This window comes from Cellulomonas palmilytica, from assembly GCF_021590045.1.
Classification (GTDB): domain Bacteria; phylum Actinomycetota; class Actinomycetes; order Actinomycetales; family Cellulomonadaceae; genus Cellulomonas; species Cellulomonas palmilytica.
Genome location: NZ_CP062221.1, coordinates 1,747,274 through 1,772,966 on the forward strand (window position 1 = coordinate 1,747,274; position 25,693 = coordinate 1,772,966).

Sequence of the window (25,693 nt, forward strand, 5' to 3'; positions counted from 1 at the left end):
GACATTCTTAGACCAGTGAATAAAGTAAGTCAACGCATCGGTGTCGCTCAGCAGCCGGGCGTTCCCGGATCGTTACCATGGGGCCGCGCGCCACCGCCGTGGCCGGCGACGACAGGAGGGCTGTGAACAGCACCCAGGAGGGCATCGGCGCCGCGCACGCGAGCAGCAGGTCCGCGATCCTCGACCTGATCCGCGCCGCCGGCACGGTCTCGCGCGTCGAGCTCACGCGCGTCTCCGGCCTCACGGGCGCCACCGTCTCGACCGTCGTGCGCCGCCTCATCGACGACGGGCTCGTCGTCGAGGTCGGCCGCGCCGAGTCCACCGGTGGCAAGCCCCGCATGCTGCTCGAGCTCGACCCGTACGCGCGGTTCGCCGTCGGCGTGCACCTCGACCACGCGGGCATCACCTACGTCATCGCCAACCTCGGCGGGGCGGTCGTCGCGCGCTGGCGGCGGCCCGGCGCGGGATCCGACGACCCGCGCGAGGTCGTCGCGCGCATCGCCGCCGAGATCCGCGCGACCGTCGCGCGCACCGGCGTCGACCCCGAACGCATCCTCGGCCTCGGCGTCGTGTCACCCGGACCCATCGCCGCCACCACCGGCATGACCCTCACGCCGCCCGTCATGCAGGCGTGGACCGAGTTCCCGCTCGCCGCCGCGCTCGAGGAGGCCGTCGGCCTGCCCGTGCTGCTCGACAACGACGCGACCGCCGCCGCCATCGGCGAGTACTGGTCCGGGGGAGTGCCCACCGGCAGCGCGTTCGCGGCGCTCTACATGGGCACCGGCATCGGTGCGGGCATCCTCGTCGACGGCACCGTGTACCGGGGGTCGAGCTCCAACGCCGGCGAGGTCGGTCACGTCTGCGTCGCCGTCGACGGGCCCACGTGCTGGTGCGGCAGCAAGGGCTGCGTCGAGGCGCTCGCGGGCCCCGCGGCCGTCGTCGCGCAGGCGCGCGAGGCGGGCTTCGAGCTCGCGGGGCGCGGCGTGTCCGAGGACTTCGCGCAGATCGCCCGCGCCGCCGCGCGCGGGGAGGCCGACGCGATGGCACTGCTCGAGCGGTCCGCGCAGTACCTCGCGGTCGCCGCGCAGACGCTCGCCAACGTGCTCGACCTCGCGCACGTCGTCCTCACCGGGCCGTCGTTCGCGATCGCCGGGTCGCTCTACCTGCCCGTGATCCAGGAGCGCCTGTCGCGCACGTTCTTCGCGCGCGGCAGCCACGGCGTGCGCGTCGCGATCTCGTCCCACGCGCCCGAGGCCGCGGCGGTCGGCGCCGCCGCGCTCGTCCTGCAGGCCGAGCTCGCGCCCCGGCGGCGCGGCATGCGCATGGTCCTCGAGCCCGCCGAGGTCGTCGCGCAGGGCTGACGGGCAGGGTCGACGGGCAGGGTCGACGGACGGGTCAGCCCGCGAGCCGGTCCAGCCCCGCGAGCGGGATGGGCAGCCAGCTCGGGCGGTTGCGTGCCTCGTACACCGCCTCGTACAGCGTCTTGTCGAGCTCGAGCGCGCGCGTCAGGAGCGCAGCGTCCGCCGGGTCGACCGACGACGGCGGCGAGGCCTGCGCGTAGCCCGCGAGCAGCGCCTCGCGCGCGGCGGTGACCCAGCGCTGCGCCGCGTCCCCGGTCGCACCGCCCACCGCGGCGGCGTAGTCGAACGAGCGCAGCAGCCCCGCGACGTCCCGCACCGCGAGGTCCGGGCGTGTGCGCGCCTCGAGCGGGGCGAGCGGCTCGCCCTCGAAGTCCAGCACGAGCCAGCCGTCCGCGCCGTGCAGCACCTGGCCCAGGTGCAGGTCGCCGTGCACGCGCTGGCGCGCCGGTGTGGCGCGCAGCGCGCGCACCTCGTCGGCCGCGCGGACGACTCCCGCGTGGTACGGCTCGACCGCAGACGTCGCCGCACGCGCCCACGCGTACCGGTCGAGCAGCGCACGTGCGAGCCGCTCGGGCCCGTCCGGGTCCGTGACCGTCGGGAACGCGCGGGCGAGCGCCGCGTGCATGCGCGCGGTGACCTCGCCGAGCGCGTGCGCGTGCGCCGCGAACGGCGTCCCGGTCCCCGCGAGCTCGCACGCGAGCTCGAACCCGTCGCGCGCACCCGAGACGAACGCCGCCGCGACCCCGAGGTACCCCGCCGCCACCTCGCCCGTCGTGGCGTCCGGCCACGTCGCGCGCAGCCACGCGAGCGGCGCCGGGACGCCCGTGTACCCGTGCTCGACGAGCGCGCGGGGGACCTCGACGTCCGGGTTCTCGCCGTGGTGCAGCGTGCGCACGACCTTGAGGATCGCCCGGCCCGGGTCGCCCGGCGCGCCCAGGACGACGGACGAGTTGGACTGCTCGCCCGTGATCGCGTGCACGTGCGCGAGGTCGACGGCCGCGGGTGCGCCGCCCGGGCCCTCCGCCGCCGCGAGCCACGCGCGCAGGAACGCGGGGTGCGCCGCGCCGTCGAGCACCGTGCGGCCGTCGCCCAGCGGGGCGCCCGCCTCCTCGTCGCCGGTCACGACGACGAGCGGCACCTGCAGGAGCGAGGTCGCGCCCCCGGACCCTGCCGTGCCGGTGCCCGTACCGGTGCCCGTGCGGGCCGCGACCAGCAGCACGCGCACGTCCGCCGCGCGCCGCGGGTCGACCAGCGGGACCACGGCGTGCACCGTGAGGTCGGCCGACGCGCCCTTGACCGGGAACCACCGGCGCCCCGGCAGGTCGGCCGCGACCGTCGCCAGCAGCCGCTGGTCGGCGGACGTCGGTGCCTGCGCGGTGAGCACGTCAGACCGCCGGGCCCGGGGCGGGCGTCACGACGAGCCAGAAGAACTCGCGCGAGCCGAGCGTGAACCGCGTCGAGCCCGTCGCGTCGAGCGTCCCGAAGGACGCACCGCCGAACACGTCGTGCAGCTCGGCGCCCGCGTGGGCCGGCAGCGTGACGCTCGTCGAACGTGCGGTCGCCGCGAGGTTGGCGACCACGAGCACGGTCTCGTGCGCCGACGAGCGGGTGAACGTCAGCACCGAGTCGTTGTCGCTCGCCACGACGCGGAAGTCGCCGACCCCCATCGCGGGATGCTGCTTGCGGACCGTGAGCATGCCGCGCACCCAGTGCAGCAGGCTCGTCGGCTGCGCGAGCTGCGCCTCCACGTTCGTGTGCCCGTAGTGGTACACGAGCGACTGCACGAGCGGCAGGTTGAGCTTGCCCGGGTCGGCCACCGAGAAGCCCGCGTTGCGGTCGGGGGTCCACTGCATCGGCGTGCGCACCGAGTCGCGGTCCGGCAGCCAGATGTTGTCGCCCATGCCGATCTCGTCGCCGTAGTAGAGGCACGGGCTGCCCGGCAGGCTCAGCAGCAGCGCGTGCGCGAGCTCGATCTCCTTGCGGGAGTTGTCCAGCAGCGGCGCGAGGCGGCGCCGGATGCCCACGTTCGCGCGCATCCGCGAGTCGGGCGCGAACCACCCGTACATCGACGCGCGCTCCTCGGTCGAGACCATCTCGAGCGTGAGCTCGTCGTGGTTGCGCAGGAACGTGCTCCACTGGGCGCCGTTGTCGGGGATCGGCGGGGTGTCGGCCAGGATGTCGACGATCGACGTCGCCCGCTGGTCGCGCATCGCGTAGTAGATGCGCGGCATGACCGGGAAGTGGAAGCACATGTGGCACTCCGGCTCGTCCTCGGTGCCGAAGTAGTGCACGACGTCCTCGGGCCACTGGTTCGCCTCGGCGAGCATGATGCGCCCCGGGAACTCCGCGTCGATCATCGCCCGCACCGTGCGCAGGAACGCGTGCGTCTCCGGCAGGTTCTCGCAGTTCGTGCCCTCGGCCTCGAACAGGTACGGCACCGCGTCGAGGCGGAACCCGTCGATGCCCAGGCCCAGCCAGAACCGCGCGACGTCGAGCATCGCCTCGCGCACGCGCGGGTTCTCGAAGTTCAGGTCCGGCTGGTGGCTGAAGAACCGGTGCCAGAAGTACTGCCGCCGCACGGGGTCGAACGTCCAGTTGGACGTCTCGGTGTCGACGAAGATGATGCGCGCGTCCGGGTAGCGCGTGTTGTCGTCGGACCACACGTAGAAGTCCCCGTACGGGCCCTCCGGGTCGCTGCGGGACGCCTGGAACCACGGGTGCGCGTCGCTCGTGTGGTTCATCACGAGGTCGACGACCACGCGCATCCCGCGCCGGTGCGACTCGCGCACGAGCTCGGCGAACTCCTCGAGCGTGCCGTACTGGCTCGCGACCGCGGTGTAGTCCGCGACGTCGTAGCCGCCGTCCCGCATGGGGCTCGGGTAGAACGGCGGCAGCCACAGGCAGTCGACGCCGAGCCACTGCAGGTAGTCGAGGCGGTTGATCAGGCCCCGCAGGTCACCCGTGCCGCTGCCGGTGGAGTCGGAGAAGCTGCGTAGCATGACCTCGTAGAAGACCGCGGTCCGGTACCAGTCCGGGTCGTCGAGCAGGCCCTCCTCGGCCACCGGGGGCACGGCGGGCTGGCGGCCCGCCGGCAGGCGGATCTGCGACGTCGTCGGCGCGGGCTCCCGCACGCGCGGCAGCTGCGCCGTGGGCGGCTGCGCGGCGTGCCCGCCGGTCGTCGCCGACGTGCTCGTCGGGGGCTTCACGCGTGCTCCAGCACGACGACGTGCGCGGGGCGCTCCGCGGGGTCGATCCGCACGTACACCTGCGGGCCCCACTCGTAGTGCTCGTCGCGCAGCACGTCGTGCGCCGCGACCGGACCGTGCGCCGGGAGGCCGAACGCGGCGAGGTCGAGGTCGACCATGCCCTCGCGCACGTTCCACGGGTCGAGCGACACCACGACGACGACCGTGCTCGCGCGCCCCGTCGGAGAGTGCTCCGCCGCGAGGTGCCGGGAGAACGCGACGGTCGCGTCGTCCGTCGTCGGGTGCACGCGCAGGTTGCGCAGCTGCTGCAGCGCGGGGTTCTCGCGGCGGATGCGGTTGAGCTCGCCGAGCAGGGTCGCGATGCCGAGGTGGTCCGCGCGCGACCAGTCGCGTGGCTTGAACTCGTACTTCTCGTTGTCGATCTGCTCGTCGGCGCCCGGCCGGGGGACGTTCTCGAGCAGCTCGTAGCCCGAGTAGATGCCCCACGTCGGCGAGCCGAACGCCGCGAGCACCGCGCGCACCGCCCACGCCTGACCGCCCGCGCCCTGCAGGTACGGCGGCAGGATGTCGTGCGTCGTCGGCCAGAACGCCGGTCGCATCCACGCGCCCTGGTCGCCCGAGACCTCCGCGAGGTACTCGCTGACCTCCGTCTTCGTGTGCCGCCACGTGAAGTACGTGTACGACTGGTGGAACCCGACCTTCGCGAGGTTCTGCATCATCGCGGGGCGCGTGAACGCCTCCGACAGGAAGATCACCTCGGGGTGGTCCTTCGCGACGTCCGCGAGCAGCCACTGCCAGAAGTCGAGCGGCTTGGTGTGCGGGTTGTCGACGCGGAACAGCGTCACGCCGTGGTCGATCCACACCTGCAGCACGCGCCGGACCTCGGCGTACAGCCCCGCGGGGTCGTTGTCGAAGTTCAGCGGGTAGATGTCCTGGTACTTCTTCGGCGGGTTCTCGGCGTACGCGATGGAGCCGTCGACCCTCGTCGTGAACCACTCCGGGTGCTCGGCGACCCACGGGTGGTCCGGCGAGCACTGCAGCGCGATGTCGAGCGCGACCTCCATGCCGTGCTCGCGGGCGCGCGCGACGAACGCGTCGAAGTCGTCGAACGTGCCGAGCGTGGGCTCGATCGCGTCGTGCCCGCCGTCCTTCGAGCCGATCGCGTAGGGCGAGCCCGGGTCGCCCGGCAGTGCGCCGAGCGAGTTGTTGCGGCCCTTGCGGTTCGTCTCGCCGATGGGGTGGACCGGGGTGAGGTACACGACGTCGAAGCCCATCGCCGCGATGCGCGGGAGCTGCTCGGCGGCGGTGCGCAGCGTGCCCGAGCGCCACTCCTGGGCGCGGTCGTCCCACACCGCGCCGTGCGAGCGCGGGAACAGCTCGTACCAGGACCCGTACAGCGCGAGCGGGCGGTCGACGACGAGCGGGTACGCGGGCGACGCGCTCACCTGGTCGCGCAGCGGCTCGCGCGCGAGCGCCTCGCGCACGTGCGGCGACAGCGCCCACGCGAGCCGCTCGCCGGGGAACCGGTGCGTGTCCCTCAGGGCGGTGACGGCCTCGCGCAGCGTCTGCACGCCGTGCTCGCTCATCGCGTCCTCGCCCGTGCGGTCGGCCGCGCGCGCGAGCAGCCGCGCGCCCTCCGCGAGCATGAGCTCGACGTCGATGCCCGCCTCGACCTTGATCGCCGCGTCGTGCGCCCACGTGGCGTACGGGTCCGACCAGCCCTCGACGCGGAACGACCACAGGCCCGTGCGGTCCGGCTGCAGCCGCGCCTCGTACCGGTCCAGCCCGGGGGCGACGTCCACCATCGGCACGCGCTGGTGCACGTGGCCGTCGGGGTCGACGAGCACCGCGGTCGCGGCGACCGCGTCGTGCCCCTCGCGGAACACGGTGGCGCGCACGGGGAACGCCTCCCCGACGACGGCCTTGGCGGGGAACCGGCCGGCCTCGGCGACGGGGAACACGTCGACGACCGGGATGCGGCCGATCGGGGGTCCGACGACGACCTCCGCGACGGGTGCGGTCGCGGGGGCGGCGGCCTGCCGCGGGGTGGTCGGGGCGGGGTCGGCGGCCGTGGTCGGGGCCGGGCTCGAGGCCGCCGGCGAGGCCGTGGCGGCGGACGTCGCGCGGGGGGTCGCGGACGACGACGCGGGGCTCGTGCGGGCGGAGGGCTTCGCAGGACGGCGGCGCGGACCGGCGGGGGAGCTCGTCACGCTCCGAACCTACCGAGCGGGGACCGGTGTCAGCATCCGCAGCGCCGGACAGGTGCGCACGACCTGCCGCGCTCGGCCGACGGCGCACGAGCCGTGAGCCGTCCGGCGCCCGTCCACCGCCGAGGTCCAGCCCGGGCGCCGCGCCGCCCGGACATCCGCCAGGATGGGTCCGACGGCACCGACCGGATGCGGTCCGAGGAGCCTGTGGCGGGGGTCGTGGCGGTGGTCGTCGTCCCGCCGTCCGGCGTCACGGCGCCGGCGGGCTGCTAAGTTCGGCGCGTAAACAAAGTGCGGCAGGCTGCGGACGGCACCGTCGGGACCTCGACGGCGCCTCGGCTCGGGGGCCGCGGGAGACCTGCGGAGGGCACATGGGCTGGCTCGCGAGCGCCGCGCACGCGCGGTGGCTGGAGACCGAGACCGACCGCCTGCTCGCGTTCGGCCGGGCCTCGGCGCAGGGCGTCGGTGCGGGCGGCGCCTTCGCGCGGCAGGACGACGAGGGCCGGCCCGTCGACGGCCCCTGGGAGCTGTGGATCGCGTGCCGCATGACGCACGTGTACGCGCTCGCCCACCTGCTCGGCCGGCCCGGCTCGGCGCCACTGGTCGACCACGGCCTCGCTGCGATCACCGGGCCGCTCGCGGACCCCGAGCACGGGGGCTGGTTCGAGCAGGTCGGGCGCGACGGCGTTCCCGCCTCGTCGACCAAGTCCGCCTACCCGCACGCGTTCGTCGTCCTCGCGGCCTCGTCCGCCACCGCGGCCGGACGGCCCGGCGCGCGCGAGCTGCTCGCCTCGGCGCTCGCGGTGCAGGAGCGCCGGTTCTGGGACGACGAGGCCGGCATGGTGGTCGAGGAGTGGGACGCGGCGTTCACCACGCTCGACGGCTACCGCGGCGTCAACGCCAACATGCACACCGTCGAGGCGTACCTCGCGGCGGCGGACGTCACGGGCGAGCGCGTCTGGCTCGACCGCGCGGTGCGCATCACCGAGCGCGTGGTGCACGGCTTCGCGCGGGAGAACGCGTGGCGGATCCCCGAGCACTTCGACGACGGGTGGCGCCCGCTGCTCGAGTACAACGCGGACACCCCGGCGCACCCGTTCCGCCCGTACGGCGCGACGATCGGGCACTGGTTCGAGTGGGCGCGCCTCACGCTGCACGCGCGTGCCGCGCTCGAGGCGCGCGGCACGCCCGCGCCGGCGTGGATGCTCGACGACGCGGTCGCGCTGTTCGACGCGGGCGTCGCGCAGGGCTGGGCGGTCGACGGCGCGCCCGGCTTCGTCTACACGGTCGACTGGTCCGGCACCCCGGTGGTGCGCGAGCGCATGCACTGGGTCGCCGCGGAGGCGATCGGCGCGGCGGCCGCGCTGCACGCCGCGACGGGTGACGCCCGGTTCGAGGACCGGTACGCGACCTGGTGGGACTACGTCGACGCGCACGTGATCGACCGCACGGGCGGCTCCTGGTGGCACGAGCTCGGCACCGACAACGCCGTGTCCCGCACCGTGTGGGCGGGCAAGGCGGACCTGTACCACGCGGTGCAGGCCACGCTCCTGCCGCGCCTGCCGCTCACGCCCGCGCTGGCCCCCGCGCTCGCGGCGGGCCTCCTGCGCTGAGGGTTCAGTCCTTCGCGGCGAGCGCGCGCCCGACCGTGCGGCCGGTGAACAGGCAGCCGCCGAGGAACGTGCCCTCGAGCGCGCGGTGCCCGTGCACGCCGCCGCCGCCGAAGCCCGACGCCTCGCCCACGGCCCACAGCCCCGGCAGGACCTCGCCGTCGGGGCGCAGCACGCGGCCCTCGAGGTCGGTGTGCAGACCGCCGAGGGTCTTGCGGGTCAGCACCGACAGGCGCACCGCGAGCAGCGGGCCGTGCGCCGGGTCGAGGAGGCGGTGCGGCTTGGCGACGCGGATGAGCTTGTCGACGACGTACGTGCGCGCCTGGTTCGTCGCGACGACCTGCAGGTCCTTGGCGAGTCCCGAGGTGACCTGACGGTCGCGCTCGACGATCGTGCGCTCGAGCGCGGCGGCGTCGATGCGCTGGTCGCCCTGCAGCGCGTTCATCTTCGCGGCCAGCTCGGCGGGGGTGTCCGCCCACACGAACTCGGGCGAGTCCTGCGCGAACGCCTCGACCGGCCCGACGGCGCCGGGCTTGACGCGCTGCAGCAGCAGCTTGACGTCCTTGCCGGTCAGGTCCGGGTTCTGCTCCGAGCCGGACAGCGCGAACTCCGACCCGAGGATCGTCCTGTCCAGCACGAACCACGAGTGGTCGTCGCCGCGCCGCGTGACGTGCTGCAGCGCGCCCAGCGCGTCGAACCCGGGGAACAGGGGGACGGGCAGGCGGTGGCCGTCCGCGTCGAGCCACAACGACGACGGCCCGGGCAGGATGCGGATGCCGTGGTTCGTCCACACCGGCGAGTGGTTGGTGATGCCCTCGGGGTAGTGCCACATGCGGTCGGAGTGCACGACGGCCGCGCCCGCGTCGCGCGCCGCCTCGATCCCCGAGCCGTCCACGTGGTCCGGGACACCCGAGAGCATGCGCTCGGGCAGGCGTCCCGCGTCCGCGGGCCACGTCGCGCGCACGAGGTCGTGGTTCGCGCCGATGCCGCCGGTCGCGACCACGACCGCGTCGGACTCGACCTCGAACGTGCCCGTGACCTCGCGCGACGACGGCACGGCCCGGGCCACGCGGTCGTCGCGCAGCACGTCGCCCCGCACGCCCGTGACCCGTCCGTCCGTCACGACGAACCCGGTCACGCGGTGCCGGAACCGCACGTCGACGAGGCCCGAGGCGCGCGCGTCGAGCAGCGCGCGCACGAACGGCTCGAGGATGCCCGGGCCGGTGCCCCACGTGACGTGGAACCGCGGCACGGAGTTGCCGTGCCCGCCCGCGGTGTAGCCGCCGCGCTCGGCCCACTGCACGAGCGGGAACCACCGCACGCCCTGGCCGTGCAGCCACGAGCGCATCTCGCCCGCGGCGAAGTCGACGAAGCCCTCGGCCCACGCGCGGCCCCAGCGGTCGGAGCCGTCGTCGGCGAACTGCGCGGAGCCGAACCAGTCGGCGAGCGCGAGCTCGGCGCTGTCGTGCACGCCCAGGCGGCGTTGCTCGGGGGAGTCCACCAGGAACAGTCCGCCGAACGACCAGAACGCCTGCCCGCCGAGGCTCGCGGCGTTCTCGGCGTCCAGCAGGAGCACGCGGCGGCCCGCGCGGGTCAGCTCGGCTGTCGCGACGAGCCCGGCCAGGCCGGCGCCGACGACCACGACGTCGTGGGTACGCATGCCGCAGCCTAACCCGCTGGACGAGCGTCCAGAAGGGGGGCGGGCGAGGCGTCAGGCGCTGTGACCGGCGGGCGCCCCGACCACGTGCGCCGCGATCGACGCGCCCCACACGCGCGCCAGGTCGACCTGCGCGTCGGTGATGGTCGCCCGACCGCCGTCGCCGCCCTCGACGCCGAACGCCTGCGTGGGCGCCACGAGCTCCGCACCGCGGCGGTGCAGCAGCTTCTCGATGCGCGAGCCCGCCGACCCGGCGAACCGCGACCAGGACCGCGTGTCGAACACCGCGACCGCGCGCCCCTGCAGGCCCGGGAGCGCGTCGAGCCAGTCGTGCACGCCGAGCCCGGGCTCGGCGTCGGCACCGCGGGCACGGGCGAGCGCACGCGAGCGCGCCGTGCTCAGGCCGCGCATGTGCGTGGGCGCCCCCACGACGAGCAGCCGGGCGCGCGCCACGAGGTCGTCGTTGGCGAGCGCCTCGTCCACCGGCAGGACGACCGTCTCCAGGCCCGCGGACGTCATGCCCTCGGCGACCGCGGTGGCGACCGCACGCGTGCACCCGAACATCGACTCGAAGACGACGACCGCAACCATGTCACCAGGATCGCCGCGCGCGCCCGCAGGTGGGTGGGCCGGAGGTCCCTGCGTGCCGGTCAGGCCGCCCCGCCCGCGTGCTGCTCGGGCCTCGGTGCCGGCTCTGGTGTCGGCTCGGATGTCGGCTCGGGTCCGCTCGTCGCCGGCTCGGGCTCGAGCACGTACAGGCGCAGGCTCAGGGGCTCGAGGACGATCTCGTCGCCCGCCGCCGCGTGCAGCGCACCCGCGATGGCCGACGAGCGCGCCTCGTCGGGGTGGTCCCACACCGAGTCCCACGCGAGCCGCCACCGGTCGCCGGGCCGCCCCGCGAGCGTCACGTCGACCTCCTGCAGCGACCCGTTCACGACGACGAGCACGACGTCGGGCTCCGTGCCCGCGTCGTCGTCCGTCGCGCGCGCCATCTGCAGCGTGCGGATGCTCGGGTCGTGCCAGCGGTCGTGGTCGAACGACGTGCCGTCCGCGGCGAACCACGCGAGGTCCGGCCGCCCGCCCGGACGCAGCGGCCGGCCCGAGTAGAACCGCGTCGCCCGCAGCGCGCGGTGCTCGCGGCGCAGCGCGAGCAGGTACCGCGCGGTCGCGAGCAGGTCCTGGCGCCACGGGGACAGGTCCCACGACACCCACGCGAGCTCGGTGTCCTGGCAGTACGCGTTGTTGTTGCCGCGCTGCGTGCGCCCGAGCTCGTCGCCGGCCGTGATCATGGGCGTTCCCGCGGCGACGACGAGCGTCGCGAGCAGGTTGCGGATCGAGCGGCGGCGCAGCGGCAGCACCGCGGCGGCAGGGGAGTCGACCTCCACGGGGCCCTCGACGCCGTGGTTCCACGAGCGGTTGTCGTCGCTGCCGTCGCGGTTGCCCTCGCCGTTGGCGAGGTTGTGCTTGTGGTCGTACGCGACCAGGTCCGCGAGCGTGAACCCGTCGTGCGCGGTGACGAAGTTGACCGACGAGCCCGGGCCGCGCACGAGCGGCGGGTCGCCGTGCCCGAACAGGTCGACCGAGCCGGACAGGCGCGTCGCGAGGTCGCGCACCCGGTGCCCCGGCAGCCCGTGCGCGGCGCGCGCCGGGTCCGCGAGCCAGAACGAGCGCACCGCGTTGCGGAACCGGTCGTTCCACTCCGCCCACGGCAGCCCGAACTGCCCCGTGCGCCACCCGCCGGGGCCCACGTCCCACGGCTCGGCGACGAGCTTGAGCCCGTGCAGCGACGGGTCGGTCGCCGCGCCGACGAGCAGGGGGTGGCTGGGCGTGAACCCGTCCGGACCGCGCCCGAGCGTGACCGCCAGGTCGAACCGGAAGCCGTCGACGCCCACCACGTCCGCCCAGTAGCGCAGCGAGTCCAGCGTCATGCGCACCACCTCGGTGCGCCGGAAGTCGAGCGTGTTGCCGGTCCCGGTGACGTCCGCGAGGGTCGCGGGCACACCGCCGTCGTGCCAGTAGTACAGCGTGTTGTCGAGGCCGCGCCACGACACGTGCTGGCCCGGGTTGCCGCCCTCGCAGGTGTGGTTGTAGACGACGTCGAGGAGCACCTCGATCCCCGCCTCGTGCAGCGCGTGCACCGCGCCCCGCAGCTCCGCGAGCACCGCCGCCGGGCCGGCCGCGCGCGCCGCCGCGGTCGCGTACCGCGGCTCGGGCGCGAAGAACCCGAGCGTGCTGTAGCCCCAGTAGTTCGTCAGGCCCTTCTCCACGAGGTGCGGCTCGGACGCCGCGGCGTGGATCGGCAGCAGCTCGACGGCGGTGACGCCCAGCCCGACGAGGTGGTCGACGACCGCCGGGTGCGCGAGGCCCGCGTACGTGCCGCGCAGCTCGGGCGGCACGTCGGGGTGCAGCATCGTCAGGCCCCGCACGTGCGCCTCGTAGACCACCGTGCGCTCCCACGGCACCCACGGGCGGTTCGCCGCCGGGTCGGGTCCCGGCAGCGCGGCGGTGTCCACGACCACCGAGTAGGGCACGTGCCCCGCCGAGTCGCGCGGGTCCGCCGGGCCGTGCACGTCGCCGCGGCACCCGTCGTCGACCACGTGCCCGTACGTGTGCGGGCCGTACGACAGCTCGCCCTCCAGGCCGCGGGCCCACGGGTCGACGAGCAGCTTGGCGGGGTTGTGCCGCAGGCCGTGCACCGGGTCCCACGCGCCGTGCGCGCGCAGCCCGTAGCGCGTGCCCGGCGCGACGTCCGGCACGAAGCCCGAGAACACCCCGTGCACCGGCCCGTCGAGCGCGACGCGCCGCTCGGTCGTGTGCGGCTCGTCGCCGTGGCCGTCGAACAGGCACAGGTCGACGCCGGTCGCGTGGGTCGCGAGCACGGCGACCTCGACGCCGCCGCGCACCGGGTGGACGCCCAGGCGCGCCGGGCGGCGGGAGCTCGTCGGTCGCGCGTTCACGCCGGACATTGTGACGGACCGTCGTGTCGGGCGGGTGTCGTGGCCGGGACGTGGTGCGCGCGCTGGTCCGGGGCCCCGCGGGCATGGGCGCCGGCGGGCGGGCGGCTGACCTGCGACGACCCGTGGGGGCGTCCGGCAGGCGAGCAGCACCGGACGCGACGAGCCGTGCGACGGGTAACGTTCCGGACGTGAAGATCGTCGTCTGCGTGAAGTACGTCCCGGACATCCAGTCGGACCGCCGTCTCGTCGACGGCCGCACCGCCCGCGACGGCGGCGACGGGACGCTCAACGAGCTCGACGAGAACGCGCTCGAGGCCGCCCTGAGCGTCGTCGAGGCCGCGGGCGAGGGGTCGGTGGTCGTCGTGACCGTGGGCCCCGACGACGCGGTGGACGCCGTGCGCAAGGGCCTGCAGATGGGCGCCGACGAGGCCGTGCACGTGCTCGACGACGCGATCGCCGGCTCCGACGCGCTCGGTACCGCGCGCGTGCTCGCGGCCGCGGTGCGGCACGTCGGCGGCGCCGACCTCGTCGTGACGGGCATGGCGGGCCTCGACGGGCTGACCTCGCTCGTGCCGACCGCGCTCGCGTCGCTGCTCGACGTCCCGGCGCTCCCGCTCGCCGCGAGCCTCGAGGTCACGGGGTCGACCGTGCGCGTCACGCGCAACCTCGACCACGCGAGCGAGGTGCTCGAGGCGGACCTGCCCGCGCTCGTCTCGGTGACCGACCAGGCCAACGAGCCGCGTTACCCCAACTTCAAGGGGATCATGGCGGCCAAGAAGAAGCCGGTCACGACCCTGACGCTCGCCGACCTGGGGCTCGACGCGACGCTCGTCGGCGACGCCGGCTCCCGCACCGAGGTGCTCGAGGCCGCGCCGCGCCCCGCGCGCGAGGACCGCGTGCTCGTCAACGACACGGGCGACGCGGGCGTGAAGCTCGCGGCGTACCTCGTCGAGAACCAGCTCGTCTGACCCCTTCTTCTCCTGCGTGACCCCGCCACGAGCCGCCGCGAGCGGCGCGTGGCCCGGCAAGAACTGAGGACCACCGTGAGCGACACCCTCGTCCTGCTCGACCACACCGCGTCCGGCGCGCTGCGCACGCCCGTGCGCGAGCTCGTCACGCTCGCCCGCAGCCTCGGCGGCGGCGTCACCGGGGCATGGGCGGTCGACGGAGCCGAGCCGAGCGCGCAGACGCTCGCCGAGCTCGGCGCGCTCGGCGTCACGCAGGTCTACCGCGTCACCGCCGACGGCGCGGACCTGCACGCGGCCGCGGTGCTCGCCGAGGGCCTCGCGGGCCTGCTCGAGGCGACCGGCGCGAGCACGCTGCTCGCGACCTCGTCGTTCGAGAACAAGGAGGTCGCCGCGCACCTCGCGGTCGCCACCGGTGCGGGCGTCGTCACCGACGCGGACGCGCTCGAGCGCGTCGACGGGGCGCTCGTCGCCGGCAAGACGGTGTTCGCCGGCACGTGGACCACGCGCTGCGCGGTGCGCGCCGCGCTCGCGGTCGTGCTCCTCAAGGCGAACAGCGTGGTCGCGGCCGACGCGGACGCGCCCGTCGAGCCGCAGGTCACCGAGCACGCGTTCACCGCGTCGGCCTCCGCGACGCGCGTGCGCGTCGTCGAGCGGACGGAGCGCCCGGCCACGGGCCGCCCCGACCTGGGCAGCGCGCACATCGTCGTGACCGGCGGACGCGGCACCGAGGGCGACTTCACGCCGCTCGAGGAGCTCGCCGACGTGCTGGGCGCGGCCGTGGGCGCGACGCGCGTCGCCACCGACGAGGGCTGGATCGGCCACGACGCGCAGATCGGCCAGACCGGCGTGACGATCTCCCCGCGCCTGTACATCGGCGCGGGCGTGTCCGGCGCGGTGCACCACCGCGGCGGCATGCAGGCGTCCGGCACGATCGTCGCGATCAACTCCGACCCCGACGCGCCGATCTTCGAGATCGCGGACTACGGCGTCGTGGGCGACCTCACGACGGTCGTCCCGCAGCTCACGGCCGAGCTGCGGCGCCTCAAGGGCTGACGCGCGGTTCGTCGGGACGGGTTCGTCAGGTCCCGCGCAGCCAGTCGAGCGTCGCGTACGCCTGGGCGCGCTGGAACGCGCGCAGGTTCGGGATCCCCGGGGGAGCGGGCTGCAGGCTCGCGTGCGCGAAGTAGCCCGCGAGCCCCGCGAGGCACGCCCGCAGCTCGTCGTCGGACACACCGACCGACAGCGGGTGGTCGCGGAAGACGCGCGCCGGGTCCCCGCCGCCCTGCAGCGCGACGCTCGGCAGCATGAACGCCAGGTCCAGCCACGGCGCGCCGACCGACGCGTGCGGCCAGTCGATGAGCCACACCGTGCCGTGGTCGGAGTCGATCATCACGTTGTCGGCCCGCAGGTCGCCGTGCACCAGCGCGTCGCCCGCGCACGCCGGCAGCGCGTCCTGCTCGAGGAGCACGAGTCGCTCGAGCGAGTCCGCGGCCCAGCGGCCCAGGTCCCCGCCGTCGCGCGCGAGCGCGTCCACGTCCGCCCCGGGTCCCGCGGCGAGCCGGCGCCAGCCCTGGAAGTCCTCGGCCAGCAGGTCGTCGGTGCGCGGCAGCGCGTGGCCGGGCAGGGGCTCCGCCTCCGCGAGCCGGGTCAGCGTCGCGAGCACCTCGCCGAGGTCGTCCGGCCGCCACGGCAGCTCAGGCGAGCGCCCGTGCACGACCTCGAAGCCGAGGACGACCCACTCGCCGTCGTCGTCGGACCACAGCAGGCGCGGAGCGCTGGCCTCGGGTGGGAGCGCTGCCGCGTTGCGGATCTCGGCGCGCGCGAGCTGCGGCGAGTGGGGGTTCTGCTCGGGCGAGACGGCCTTGACGAACACGTCGAGACCGTCGGCGAGCTCGAGCACCGCGGCGAAGCCGGGGGAGAAGCCGCTCGTCGCGTCCGTCTCGGCGGTCACCGCGGCGCCGGCGAGCTCGCTGATGCGGGCGCGCACGTGACGGGGGAGGTCGCGCCAGTCCAGCCGCTGCCCGCTGAAGGCGAGCGGCATGGCCAGGACGTCGTCGTCGGCGCTCACGGCCGACATCCTGCCAGGTCCGGCCCCGCGGGTGCGTCCCCCGTCCGGGGAGCGCGTCGCTGCCGCCCGCGCCGGCGCCTCGGACGGGGTTCGTAGACTCCTGGGGTGACCGCTGCCCGCCCGACCGTGTACCTCGACCACGCGGCGACCACGCCGATGCTGCCGGAGGCGGCCCGCGTGCTCACCGACGAGCTCGCGCGCACCGGCAACCCGTCCTCGCTGCACGCCTCCGGGCGCGCGGCGCGGCGCGTCGTGGAGGAGGCGCGTGAACGGTTCGCGGCGGCGCTGGGCGCGCGCCCGAGCGAGGTGCTGTGGACGTCGGGCGGCACGGAGGCGGACAACCTCGCGATCAAGGGGCTGTTCTGGGCGCGCCGCACGCAGGACCCCTCGCGCCGGCGGATCCTCGTCTCCGCGGTCGAGCACCACGCCGTGCTCGACCCCGCGTTCTGGATGGCCGAGCACGCGGGCGCGGAGCTCGTGCTGCTGCCCGTCGACCACGAGGGCGTCGTCGACCTCGACGCGTTGCGCGCGGAGCTCGACGCGAACGCCGAGCACGCCGCCCTGCTGTCGGTGATGTGGGCGAACAACGAGGTGGGCGCGCTGCAGCCGCTCGGCGACGTCGTCGCGCTCGCGCGGCGGTACGGCATGCCGGTGCACGCCGACGCCGTGCAGGCCGTGGGCCAGGTGCCCGTGGACTTCGCGGCGAGCGGGCTCGACGCGCTCACGGTCTCGGGGCACAAGGTCGGCGGGCCGGGCGGCACGGGCGCGCTGCTCGCGCGCCGCGGCCTCGAGCTGACGCCCGTGCTGCACGGCGGCGGGCAGGAGCGCGGCGTGCGCTCCGGCACGCTCGACGCGGCGCTCCTCGCGTCGTTCGCGGTCGCGGTCGAGGAGGCCGTGGCGTCGCGCCAGACCGCGGCCCCGCGGCTGGCGGCGCTGCGCGACGAGCTCGTCGCGGGTGTGCGCGCGATCGACCCGACCGCCGTGCTGCGCGGCCCCGCCGACCCCGCGCGACGCCTGCCCGCCAACGCGCACCTGACGTTCCCGGGCTGCGAGGGCGACTCGCTGCTCTACCTGCTCGACTCCGCCGGGGTCGAGGCGTCCACGGGCTCGGCGTGCCAGGCGGGCGTGCCGCGGCCGTCGCACGTGCTGCTCGCGATGGGCGTCGACGAGGACGACGCACGCGGTGCGTTGCGGTTCTCGCTCGGGCGCACGTCCACGTCCGACGACGTCGCGGCGCTGCTCACGGCGCTGCCGGGCGTGCTGGAGCGCGCGCGGGCCGCGGGCCTGACGAGCGTGTCGCACGCGGCCCCGTCGGGGCGGGGCACGTCGCACGACGAGGAGGTGGCGTGATGCGCGTGCTCGCGGCCCTGTCCGGCGGCGTGGACTCGGCGGTCGCCGCCGCGCGCGCGGTCGACGCCGGGCACGACGTCGTCGGCGTGCACATGGCGCTGTCCCGCACGCGCGACCAGTTCCGCACGGGCTCGCGCGGCTGCTGCTCGATCGAGGACGCGGGCGACGCGCGCCGTGCGGCCGACGTCCTCGGCATCCCGTACTACGTGTGGGACCTGTCCGAGCGTTTCGAGGAGACGGTCGTCGCGGACTTCCTGTCCGAGTACGCGGCCGGCCGCACGCCCAACCCGTGCGTGCGCTGCAACGAGCACATCAAGTTCGCGACGCTGCTCGACAAGGCGCTCGCGCTCGGGTTCGACGCGGTGTGCACGGGGCACTACGCGCGCGTCGTCGAGCGGGCCGACGGCACACGCGAGCTGCACCGCGCACGCGATGCGGCGAAGGACCAGTCGTACGTGCTCGCGGTCATGGGACCCGAGCGCCTCGCGCGGTCGCTGTTCCCGCTCGGGGACGTCGCGTCCAAGGAGGAGACGCGCCGCGAGGCCGCCGCGCGCGGGCTGTCGGTCTCGGCGAAGCCCGACTCCTACGACATCTGCTTCGTCGCCGACGGCGACACCCAGGGCTTCCTGCGCGACCGGCTCGGCGCCCGGCCGGGCGAGGTCGTGGACTCCTCCGGCGAGGTCGTCGGCACGCACGACGGTGCGTACGCCTACACGGTCGGGCAGCGGCGCGGGCTCGCGCTCGGGCGGCCCGCCGCGGACGGGCGGCCGCGCTACGTGCTGCGCGTCGAGCCCGTGGCGAACCGCGTGGTCGTCGGGTCGGCCGACGAGCTCGTCGTCGACCGCGTGGTGGCCGACCGGGCCGTCTGGTACGACGAGGTCGGGCGCCTCGGCGGGGGCGCGACGCCGTCGGCCGGGCCCGCGGCGGAGCCCGTCACGGTGCAGGTGCGCGCGCACGGCGCACCCGTGGCCGCGTCGGTCGAGACCGCCGACGCCGGCCGCGTGGCCGTGCGGCTGCTCGAGCCGCTGCGCGGAGTCGCGCCGGGGCAGTCGCTCGTCGTGTACGCCGGCACGCGCGTGCTCGGGCAGGCCACGGTGACGTCCGCGGAGCGGACCCGGCCGGCCGGCGTGCCCGCTGCCGAGCCTGCCGACGTGCCCGCCGACCTGCCCGCCGACATGCCCGCTGACGATCACGCGGCGCGGGCCACCGCGTGATCGGGGTCAGCGGCCCCGGGGCGTGGCCCGGCGAGGACGTGCTCGAGGCGCAGACGACCGTGCTCGGCGACCTCGTCGACGTCCCGTCCGAGGTCCGGGGGCTGCCGTTCGCGGTCCACCTGCCCGCGCGCGGACCGTGGGCGACGCTCGCAGGGCGCACGGTCGGGCTGCTCGTCGACGTGCCCGCCGAGCTCGGCCCGCACGGCTGGAAGCTCGCGGACCGGCCCGGCGGGGACCTGGCGCGCACGCACGCCGTGACACGTGAGGACCTCGACGCGCTCGCCATCGCGGGCCACGGGTACGCGGGGCCGCTCATCGTGCCCGTGCTCGGACCCGTGACGCTCGCGGCGAGCGTGTACCTCGCGCGCGGCGACCGCGCGCTCGCGGACGCCGGCGCCCTGCGCGACCTGGCGGAGTCGCTCGCGGCGGGCGTCGCCGACCACCTGGCGGCCGTGCGGCGCGCGGTCCCGGGAGCCGAGCCCGTCGTGCTCGTGCACGAGCCGCTGCTGGCGCAGGCCGTCGCGGGTGTGCTGCCGAGCTTCTCCGGATACGCGCGGCTGCGCCGGGTGCCCGGCCCGCTGGCCGCCGAGCGCGTGGGGACCGTGGTCGGCGGGGCGCGCACGGGCGGTGCGAGCACGGTCGTCGTGCACGGCGGCGCCGCGTGGACGACCGTCCCCGCCGTGCGCGCGGCGGGTGCGGACGCGGTCGCGCTCGAGGTCGCGGCGCTCGACGAGCCGGGCTGGGAGCGCGTCGCGGAGGCCGTCGAGGCGGGCACGGGCCTGTGGGCGCACGTGCCGCCGCAGCGCTCGTCGCAGTGCGCGGGCCCGGACGCGGTGGGCCAGGCACGCACGCTCACCGAGCCGTGGCGGCGGGTCGGGCTGCCCGTGGCCGGGCTCGACGACGTCGTGCTGCTCGCGCCCGAGCCCACGGGTGGGCCCGACGACGCGCGCGGCGCGCTCGCGGGCGTGGTGCGAGCGGCGCGCGTGGTGGCTGAGGTCGTGCACGGCTGAGGTCGTGCACGACCGGCCCGCGGCGGGTCCGGGACGGGTCCTGGGGCTCACCGGAGGGTCGAGGATTCGTCGTACGCTGCACGGGCGCGACGAGCGCGAGAGGCGAGGAGAGACGTGGACCAGGCAGACGCGCGCAGCGCGACACCGGACGGCGCGACGGCGTCGGGCACGACGAACGGCAGCCGCCCCGCGGCCGGTGCGACGGGGAGCCCCGCGGGCGCGCGCCCGAGCCTGGTGCGACCGCTCGTGCAGCTGGTCGCGAGCGCCGCCGCGCTCGCCGGCATCGTCATGCTGCTGACCACCCTGATCACGCTCGGCTCGCAGTCGCTCGACGCGAGCGAGTCGGGCGACGTGCCGTGCCTCGAGGCCGTGAGCGGCATGGTCAAGGGCGCGTCCGTCGACAACGAGTACCTGCCGCCGCGCGCGACGTGCACGTGGCTCGTCGACGGCGCGCCGGAGACCGTCGTGGTCGCGCAGCCGTCGCCCGTGGTGTTCTGGGTCGGGCTCGTGCTGGCGGTCGGCGGCGTGCTCACCTGCGCGGGCGTGCTGATCGCCGCGCGCCGGGCCAAGCCGGGCCAGCGCGAGAAGCGCTGACGGGCGCCCTCGGCGCGTGTCACCGGTCGCCGCCACAATGGGCGGGTGACGCAGACGAACGAGGAGATCCCGCCCGAGGCACGCCACCGCTGGGACGAGCTCGCGGAGCGCATCCGCGCCGACCAGTTCGCCTACTACGTGCGGGACGCCCCGAGTTCGTCGGACGCGGAGTACGACGCGCGGCTGCGGGAGCTCGGCGAGCTGGAGGAGACGTACCCCGGACTGCGCACGCCCGACTCGCCGACGCAGCTCGTCGGCGGCACGTTCTCCACCGAGTTCGCCGCGGTCGACCACGTCGAGCGCATGCTGTCGCTGGACAACGCGTTCTCCGACGAGGACGTGCACGCGTGGGCGGACCGCGTGCAGCGCGACCTGGAGACCGACGAGCCGCCGCACTACCTGTGCGAGCTGAAGATCGACGGCCTCGCGATCGCGCTGCTGTACGAGAAGGGCCGCCTGGTGCGCGCCGCGACGCGCGGCGACGGGCGCACGGGCGAGGACGTGACGCTCAACGTCCGCACCATCACGACGATCCCCGACGTCCTGGCGGGCGACCCGGCCACGCACCCGGACCTCATCGAGATCCGCGGCGAGGTGTTCCTGCCGGTCGAGGCGTTCTCGGCGCTCAACGAGACGCAGGTCGCGGCGGGCAAGGCGCCGTTCGCGAACCCCCGCAACGCCGCGGCGGGCTCGCTGCGGCAGAAGGACCCGCGCGTGACCGCGTCTCGGCCGCTGCGGATGTACGCGCACGGCATCGGCGCGCTGCGCTGGGCCGACGGCGCGCGCCCCGCCGACCTCACGCGCCAGTCGCAGGTGTACGAGCTGCTCGCGGGCTGGGGCGTGCCCACGTCGTCGCACACGCGCGTGGTCCAGGGGCTCGACGGCGTGCGCGAGATGATCGCGTACTACGGCGAGCACCGGCACGACGTCGAGCACGAGATCGACGGCATCGTGCTCAAGGTCGACGAGATCGGTCTGCAGCGCCGGCTCGGCGCGACGAGCCGCGCACCGCGCTGGGCGATCGCGTACAAGTACCCGCCCGAGGAGGTCAACACGCGCCTGGTCGCGATCGAGGTGGGCATCGGCCGCACCGGGCGGGCGACGCCGTTCGCGGTCATGGAGCCGGTGTTCGTCTCGGGCTCGACGGTGCGTCAGGCGACGCTGCACAACCAGGACGTCGTGCGGGCCAAGGGCGTGCGGGTCGGGGACATGGTCGTGCTGCGCAAGGCGGGCGACGTGATCCCGGAGATCGTGGGCCCCGCGCCGCAGGCCCCCGACGACACCGTGCCGCGCGTCGAGTGGCACATGCCCGCGGACTGCCCGGAGTGCGGCACGCCGCTGCGCCCCATGCGCGAGGGCGACGTGGACCTGCGCTGCCCGAACGCCGAGACCTGCCCGGCGCAGGTGCGCGGACGGGTCGAGCACATCGGGTCGCGTGGCGCGCTCGACATCGAGGCGCTCGGTGAGGTCACCGCCGCGGCGCTCACGCAGCCCGACGTGCCCGCGACGCCGCCGCTGCGCACCGAGGCGGACCTGTTCGACCTCGTGGGCTACCAGACGGACGCGTCCGACGAGGAGCGCGAGCGCGTGCGGTCCGCGAGCCTCGCGAAGCTCGCGGAGATCGAGGTCGTCGTACGTGACCCGGAGACGGGCCTGCCGCGCGAGGACGAGGACGGCAACGTGCGGCGGCGCACACCGTTCCGCCGGCGTCTGACGTGGAGCCGCGCGCAGCGCACCGCCGCCGAGGCGGAGGGGCGTGAGCTGCCCGACTGGGAGCCGTCGGAGGCCGCGCGGACGTTGCTCGACCAGCTCGACCTGGCCAAGACCAAGGAGCTGTGGCGGGTGCTCGTCGCGCTGTCGATCCGCAACGTCGGCCCGACGGCGGCACGCGCGCTCGCGCAGGAGTTCCGCTCCATGGCCGCGCTGCGCGAGGTCGTCGAGGGAGACCCGCAGGCGGCGGCCGAGCGGCTCGCGGGCGTCGAGGGCGTGGGCCCGACCATCGCGCAGTCGCTCACCGACTGGTTCGCGACGCCGTGGCACGCGCAGGTCGTCGACCGGTGGCGCGACGCGGGCGTCGTCATGGCCGACGAGGCCGCCGCGGGCGTCGAGCGCACGCTCGAGGGCCTCACGGTCGTGGTGACGGGCAGCCTCGAGCGGTTCTCGCGCGACGAGGCGAAGGAGGCGATCCTGGTGCGCGGCGGCAAGGCGGCCGGCTCCGTCTCGAAGAAGACCGACTTCGTCGTCGTGGGGGAGAACGCGGGGTCCAAGGAGACCAAGGCGCGTGAGCTCGGCCTGACGATCCTCGACGAGGCGGGCTTCGAGCAGCTGCTCGCGGACGGCCCGGAGGGTCTCGCGTGAGCGCGCGGGACGTCGGGGCGGCCGCGCAGGTCGACCCGGCGCTCGTCCCGGGCGTGGAGACCGAGATGGCCACCTGGCCGCCCGTGCGCCTGGTCGTCACCGGCCAGGGCTGGCGCGCGGGGCTGTCGGGCGGGCTGACGCGGCGCGCGAACAGCGCGGTGGCGCTGGTGGCGCCGCCGGCGGGCGTCGCCGCCGCGGTCGACGAGGTCGAGGCGGTGTACGCCGACGCGGGCCTGCCCGCGGTCATGCGCGTCGGGCGGGCCGGGCTGCAGGACGAGGTGCGCGCCGAGCTCGACGGGCGGGGGTGGGTCGAGCGTTCCCTCGCCCACGTCCTCGCGCGCGACCTCGCCGGCCTCCCCGGCACGGCGTCCACGGGTCCCGCGCGGACCGTGGTCGCGCACGATCCCGACGACGCGTGGCTGGACCTGCACCTGGACGTCAAGACGGGCGGCGCGGCGAACCCCGACGACCGGCGTCGCGCGACGGCGCGGGCGATCCTCACGGGCGGCGACGCGTGGCACCTCGCGGCGTACGACGGTGACGCGCTCGTCGGCATCATCCGCGTCGCGCGCGCGGGCCGGTGGGGTGCGCTCTCGTGCCTCGCGGTGCGCCCCGAGCACCGACGTCGGGGGCTGGGGCGGCTCCTGACGCTGCGCGCGCTGGAGGTCGCGCGCGAGCACGGGGCGTCGCACGCGTTCCTGCAGGTGGAGGCGCACAACGCGGGTGCGGCGGCGCTGTACGGCGACCTCGGCTTCGACCAGGTGGACGTGTACAGCTACCTCGAGCGGCCCGCCCGCGACGGGTCGTCGACCGGCGGGGGCTGCTGAGGCGAAGGCCGTCGGTCCGAGGCGATCTGGGGAAATCGCCCACGGTCGCTCTTGGCCTCTGTCATACTGCTCCGTTACTCACGGCTGGGACGCTCTTCACGGACCGCCGCAGAGGACGCACGCCCCGCCATCCCCGGCGAGACAAGAGAGGTAGCTCCCCGTGACGGTCTTCTTCGTGGTCGGTGCCATCGGCCTCCTGCTGCTCGTGCTCTCGCTGGTCGTCGGCGAGATCTTCGAGTCGTTCGAGATCGGCGACGGCGGGATCTCCGGCCTCGCGGTGGGCATCGGCGCCGTCGTGTTCGGCGCCTCGGGCGTGCTCGCGCAGTCCGCGGACCTCGCGGACGTCTGGGCGTACGTGATCGCGGCGGCCTTCGCGGCCGTCGCCGGATTCGTCGCGCAGACCGTCATCAACAGGCTCTCGGCGTCCGAGGACGCCCCGCCGCCCCCGCTCGAGGGGGCCTTCGGGGTGCTCACGGCGACCACGGGGCCGGAGGGCGGCGAGGTCCGCCTCGAAGGGGTGCGGGACCTGGAGAGCCGGCTCGCGTGGGCGGACGAGGAGCTCTCGGCGGGGACGCGCGTCGTCGTCGTCGGGGTCTCCGGCTCGCGTGTGCACGTCCGCCGCGTCTGACGCGTCCGCACCACCAGCACCACCCGCCGTCCACCCTCACCCACGGCAGGGGCCGTGGGCCGACAGAGAGGAGCCCGGGGCGACCCGGACACCATGCCCGACTTCCTCAGCAGCGGTTCGGCGGTCCTCGCCGTCCTCGCGCTCGTCATCGCGTTCGTCGCGGTCATCACGCTCATCACCAAGCGCATCCGGCGCGTGCCGCCCAACGAGGCGCTCATCATCGTCGGCCGCGGCGCCGGCAAGAACGCGGGGGACGGCGGCCAGCGCGTCGTCGTCGGCGGGCGCGTCTTCGTGTGGCCCGTGCTGCAGCAGGGCTTCCCGATCTCGCTCGAGCAGCGTCAGATCGGCATCACGGTCGAGGGCGTCGACAAGAACCGCATCAAGCTCGCGATCAAGGCCTCGATCAACTTCAAGGTCCGCGGCGACGAGGAGGGTGTGCGGCGCGCTGCCCAGCGCTTCCTGTCGCAGCAGGCGACGCTGACGGATGTCATCAAGGAGTCCCTCGAGGGCTCGCTGCGCTCGATCATCGGCGACATGACGATCGAGCAGATCATCTCCGACCGCAAGTCCCTGCAGGACGCGGTCGTCGCGTCGACCAAGACGGACCTCGCGGAGCAGGGTCTGCAGGTCGACCTGCTCAACATCTCGGACATCTCCACGCCCGGCTCGGACTACCTGGCGAACCTGGGTCGTGCCGAGGCCGCTCGTGCGCGTCAGGTCGCCGAGGTCAAGGAGGCCGAGGCGCAGCAGGTCTCCGAGTTCGCGAAGATCGTCGCCGCCGAGGCGATCGCCGAGCGGCAGCGTGACCTCGCCCTGAAGCAGGCCGCGATCAAGGCCGAGACGGACCGCGCCAACGCCGAGGCGAACGCGGCCGGTCAGCTGGCGCGCGCCGAGCAGGACAAGCTCGTCGCGCTGCAGGAGCGCGACGCGCTCGCCGAGAAGGCCAAGGTCACCGAGGAGCAGCTCGACATCGACGTCCGCAAGCCGGCCGAGGCGTCCGCGTACGCCGCGGTCCAGCAGGCGAACGCCGAGCGCGACGCCGCGAACGCGGCCGCGGAGGCCGACGCGTACCGCCGCATGAAGGTCGCCGAGGCGAATAAGATCGCGACCGTCCAGGACGCCGAGGCCGCGGCCGAGGCGACGATCCGCGCGGGTAACGCCGAGCGCGACCGCCAGCTCGCCGAGGCGAAGGCGATCGAGGCGCTGGGTCTGGCCCGTGCCGCGGCCGCGAAGGCCGAGGGTCTCGCGCAGGCCGAGGCGACGCGCGCGCAGGCCGACGCGCTGCGCGAGCAGGGCCAGGCGGTCCTCGCGCAGCAGGTCATCGCGCTGCTGCCGGAGATCGTGCGGGCGGCGGCCGAGCCGATCGGCGCGATCGACCAGCTCACGGTCGTCTCGACGGACGGGGCGTCCGCCGTCACGAAGACCGTGGGCCAGGTGCTCGGCGAGGGCCAGGAGGTCGTGAAGTCCCTCACGGGTCTCGACCTCAACGCGCTCGTCGCGAGCATCGCGGGCGGGGCGGTGAACGGCACCCCGGTGAACCACACGAGCTGACGACGCACGACGAGGGCCCGGGCCGACCGGCAACGGTCGCCCCGGGCCCTCGTGCTGACCGCGCACGTCCGGTCCCGACTGCGCACGCACGGCGGGCGCGCTCGCGCAGGGACGTGCGCGCTCGCCG

19 protein-coding genes are annotated in these 25,693 nt (G+C 75.4%); 12 read left to right on the forward strand and 7 right to left on the reverse strand.

From position 1 onward, the window contains the following. Nucleotides 1-122 precede the first annotated feature (122 nt). Entirely contained in the window at nt 123-1,361 is a 1,239-nt protein-coding gene (locus F1D97_RS08040; RefSeq protein WP_236123304.1) for an ROK family transcriptional regulator, read from the forward strand. A 34-nt stretch (nt 1,362-1,395) separates the two neighbouring features. On the opposite strand, the gene F1D97_RS08045 is transcribed toward F1D97_RS08040, so the two are convergent. The 3 genes from F1D97_RS08045 to F1D97_RS08055 all read right to left on the reverse strand — a co-directional run bounded on the left by F1D97_RS08045 (nt 1,396) and on the right by F1D97_RS08055 (nt 6,777). Further along, nucleotides 1,396-2,745: a phosphotransferase gene (locus F1D97_RS08045; RefSeq protein ID WP_236123305.1), complete on the reverse strand. Its 1,350-nt coding sequence runs from the start codon at nt 2,743-2,745 to the stop codon at nt 1,396-1,398. Nucleotide 2,746: 1 nt separating this feature from the next. After that, a complete protein-coding gene (gene treS / locus F1D97_RS08050; RefSeq protein ID WP_396022586.1) occupies nt 2,747-4,492 on the reverse strand; it encodes a maltose alpha-D-glucosyltransferase in 1,746 nt (581 codons plus the stop codon). A 71-nt stretch (nt 4,493-4,563) separates the two neighbouring features. Beyond that, complete coding sequence (locus F1D97_RS08055; protein ID WP_396022568.1) at nt 4,564-6,777, reverse strand: alpha-1,4-glucan--maltose-1-phosphate maltosyltransferase; 2,214 nt, start codon at nt 6,775-6,777, stop codon at nt 4,564-4,566. Nucleotides 6,778-7,145: 368 nt separating this feature from the next. Between F1D97_RS08055 and F1D97_RS08060 the strand changes: the two genes are divergently transcribed. Next, entirely contained in the window at nt 7,146-8,387 is a 1,242-nt protein-coding gene (locus tag F1D97_RS08060) for an AGE family epimerase/isomerase (RefSeq protein WP_236123306.1), read from the forward strand. Nucleotides 8,388-8,391: 4 nt separating this feature from the next. Here the strand turns inward: F1D97_RS08060 and F1D97_RS08065 are convergent, their stop codons facing one another. Genes F1D97_RS08065 through glgX form a run of 3 tightly spaced genes read right to left on the reverse strand, consistent with a single transcriptional unit; the run spans nt 8,392 to nt 13,007 of the window. Then, a complete protein-coding gene (locus F1D97_RS08065; RefSeq protein WP_236123307.1) occupies nt 8,392-10,044 on the reverse strand; it encodes an FAD-binding dehydrogenase in 1,653 nt (550 codons plus the stop codon). 51 nt (nt 10,045-10,095) lie between these two features. Continuing rightward, the gene (locus F1D97_RS08070) at nt 10,096-10,632 is read right to left on the reverse strand and encodes a flavodoxin domain-containing protein (RefSeq protein WP_236123308.1); all 537 of its coding nucleotides are present in this window, start codon (nt 10,630-10,632) and stop codon (nt 10,096-10,098) included. Between the two features lie 59 nt (nt 10,633-10,691). Then, complete coding sequence (gene glgX / locus F1D97_RS08075) at nt 10,692-13,007, reverse strand: glycogen debranching protein GlgX (RefSeq protein WP_236123309.1); 2,316 nt, start codon at nt 13,005-13,007, stop codon at nt 10,692-10,694. Nucleotides 13,008-13,186: 179 nt separating this feature from the next. Here glgX and F1D97_RS08080 point away from each other — a divergent pair, with 179 nt between their 5' ends. Then, a complete protein-coding gene (locus F1D97_RS08080) occupies nt 13,187-13,966 on the forward strand; it encodes an electron transfer flavoprotein subunit beta/FixA family protein (protein ID WP_236123310.1) in 780 nt (259 codons plus the stop codon). 75 nt (nt 13,967-14,041) lie between these two features. Continuing rightward, entirely contained in the window at nt 14,042-15,019 is a 978-nt protein-coding gene (locus F1D97_RS08085) for an electron transfer flavoprotein subunit alpha/FixB family protein (RefSeq protein ID WP_236123311.1), read from the forward strand. A gap of 25 nt (nt 15,020-15,044) precedes the next feature. On the opposite strand, the gene F1D97_RS08090 is transcribed toward F1D97_RS08085, so the two are convergent. After that, nucleotides 15,045-16,034: a phosphotransferase family protein gene (locus F1D97_RS08090; RefSeq protein WP_396022569.1), complete on the reverse strand. Its 990-nt coding sequence runs from the start codon at nt 16,032-16,034 to the stop codon at nt 15,045-15,047. Between the two features lie 105 nt (nt 16,035-16,139). On the opposite strand from F1D97_RS08090, the gene F1D97_RS08095 reads away from it, so the two are divergent. The 8 genes from F1D97_RS08095 to F1D97_RS08130 all read left to right on the forward strand — a co-directional run bounded on the left by F1D97_RS08095 (nt 16,140) and on the right by F1D97_RS08130 (nt 25,566). Continuing rightward, a complete protein-coding gene (locus tag F1D97_RS08095; protein ID WP_255701592.1) occupies nt 16,140-17,384 on the forward strand; it encodes a cysteine desulfurase family protein in 1,245 nt (414 codons plus the stop codon). After that, nucleotides 17,384-18,598 (forward strand): tRNA 2-thiouridine(34) synthase MnmA, encoded by a 1,215-nt coding sequence (gene mnmA / locus F1D97_RS08100; protein ID WP_236123536.1) that lies wholly within the window; start codon nt 17,384-17,386, stop codon nt 18,596-18,598. Before F1D97_RS08095 ends, mnmA begins: the two co-directional genes overlap by 1 nt. Beyond that, nucleotides 18,595-19,608 carry a uroporphyrinogen decarboxylase/cobalamine-independent methonine synthase family protein gene (locus F1D97_RS08105; RefSeq protein WP_236123313.1) on the forward strand — a complete coding sequence of 338 codons (1,014 nt, stop codon included), beginning with the start codon at nt 18,595-18,597 and terminating at the stop codon, nt 19,606-19,608. The genes mnmA and F1D97_RS08105 overlap by 4 nt, the downstream gene beginning before the upstream one ends. Before the next feature lie 114 nt (nt 19,609-19,722). After that, nucleotides 19,723-20,202 (forward strand): hypothetical protein, encoded by a 480-nt coding sequence (locus F1D97_RS08110; protein WP_236123314.1) that lies wholly within the window; start codon nt 19,723-19,725, stop codon nt 20,200-20,202. A gap of 45 nt (nt 20,203-20,247) precedes the next feature. Next, nucleotides 20,248-22,560 carry an NAD-dependent DNA ligase LigA gene (gene ligA, locus F1D97_RS08115; protein WP_236123315.1) on the forward strand — a complete coding sequence of 771 codons (2,313 nt, stop codon included), beginning with the start codon at nt 20,248-20,250 and terminating at the stop codon, nt 22,558-22,560. Next, nucleotides 22,557-23,387 carry a GNAT family N-acetyltransferase gene (locus tag F1D97_RS08120; RefSeq protein WP_236123316.1) on the forward strand — a complete coding sequence of 277 codons (831 nt, stop codon included), beginning with the start codon at nt 22,557-22,559 and terminating at the stop codon, nt 23,385-23,387. Before ligA ends, F1D97_RS08120 begins: the two co-directional genes overlap by 4 nt. Before the next feature lie 160 nt (nt 23,388-23,547). Beyond that, entirely contained in the window at nt 23,548-24,015 is a 468-nt protein-coding gene (locus tag F1D97_RS08125; protein WP_236123317.1) for a hypothetical protein, read from the forward strand. Nucleotides 24,016-24,108: 93 nt separating this feature from the next. Beyond that, the gene (locus F1D97_RS08130) at nt 24,109-25,566 is read left to right on the forward strand and encodes an SPFH domain-containing protein (RefSeq protein WP_236123318.1); all 1,458 of its coding nucleotides are present in this window, start codon (nt 24,109-24,111) and stop codon (nt 25,564-25,566) included. The last annotated feature ends 127 nt before the right edge of the window (nt 25,567-25,693 follow it).

What these genes read in the sequence shown, in the direction of transcription:
- glgX (WP_236123309.1), bottom strand. Translation starts at nt 13,007, where the DNA reads ATGTCCGGCGTGAACGCGCGACCGACGAGCTCCCGCCGCCCGGCGCGC.
- F1D97_RS08130 (WP_236123318.1), top strand. Translation starts at nt 24,109, where the DNA reads ATGCCCGACTTCCTCAGCAGCGGTTCGGCGGTCCTCGCCGTCCTCGCG.
- F1D97_RS08060 (WP_236123306.1), top strand. Translation starts at nt 7,146, where the DNA reads ATGGGCTGGCTCGCGAGCGCCGCGCACGCGCGGTGGCTGGAGACCGAG.
- mnmA (WP_236123536.1), top strand. Translation starts at nt 17,384, where the DNA reads ATGCGCGTGCTCGCGGCCCTGTCCGGCGGCGTGGACTCGGCGGTCGCC.
- F1D97_RS08070 (WP_236123308.1), bottom strand. Translation starts at nt 10,632, where the DNA reads ATGGTTGCGGTCGTCGTCTTCGAGTCGATGTTCGGGTGCACGCGTGCG.
- F1D97_RS08065 (WP_236123307.1), bottom strand. Translation starts at nt 10,044, where the DNA reads ATGCGTACCCACGACGTCGTGGTCGTCGGCGCCGGCCTGGCCGGGCTC.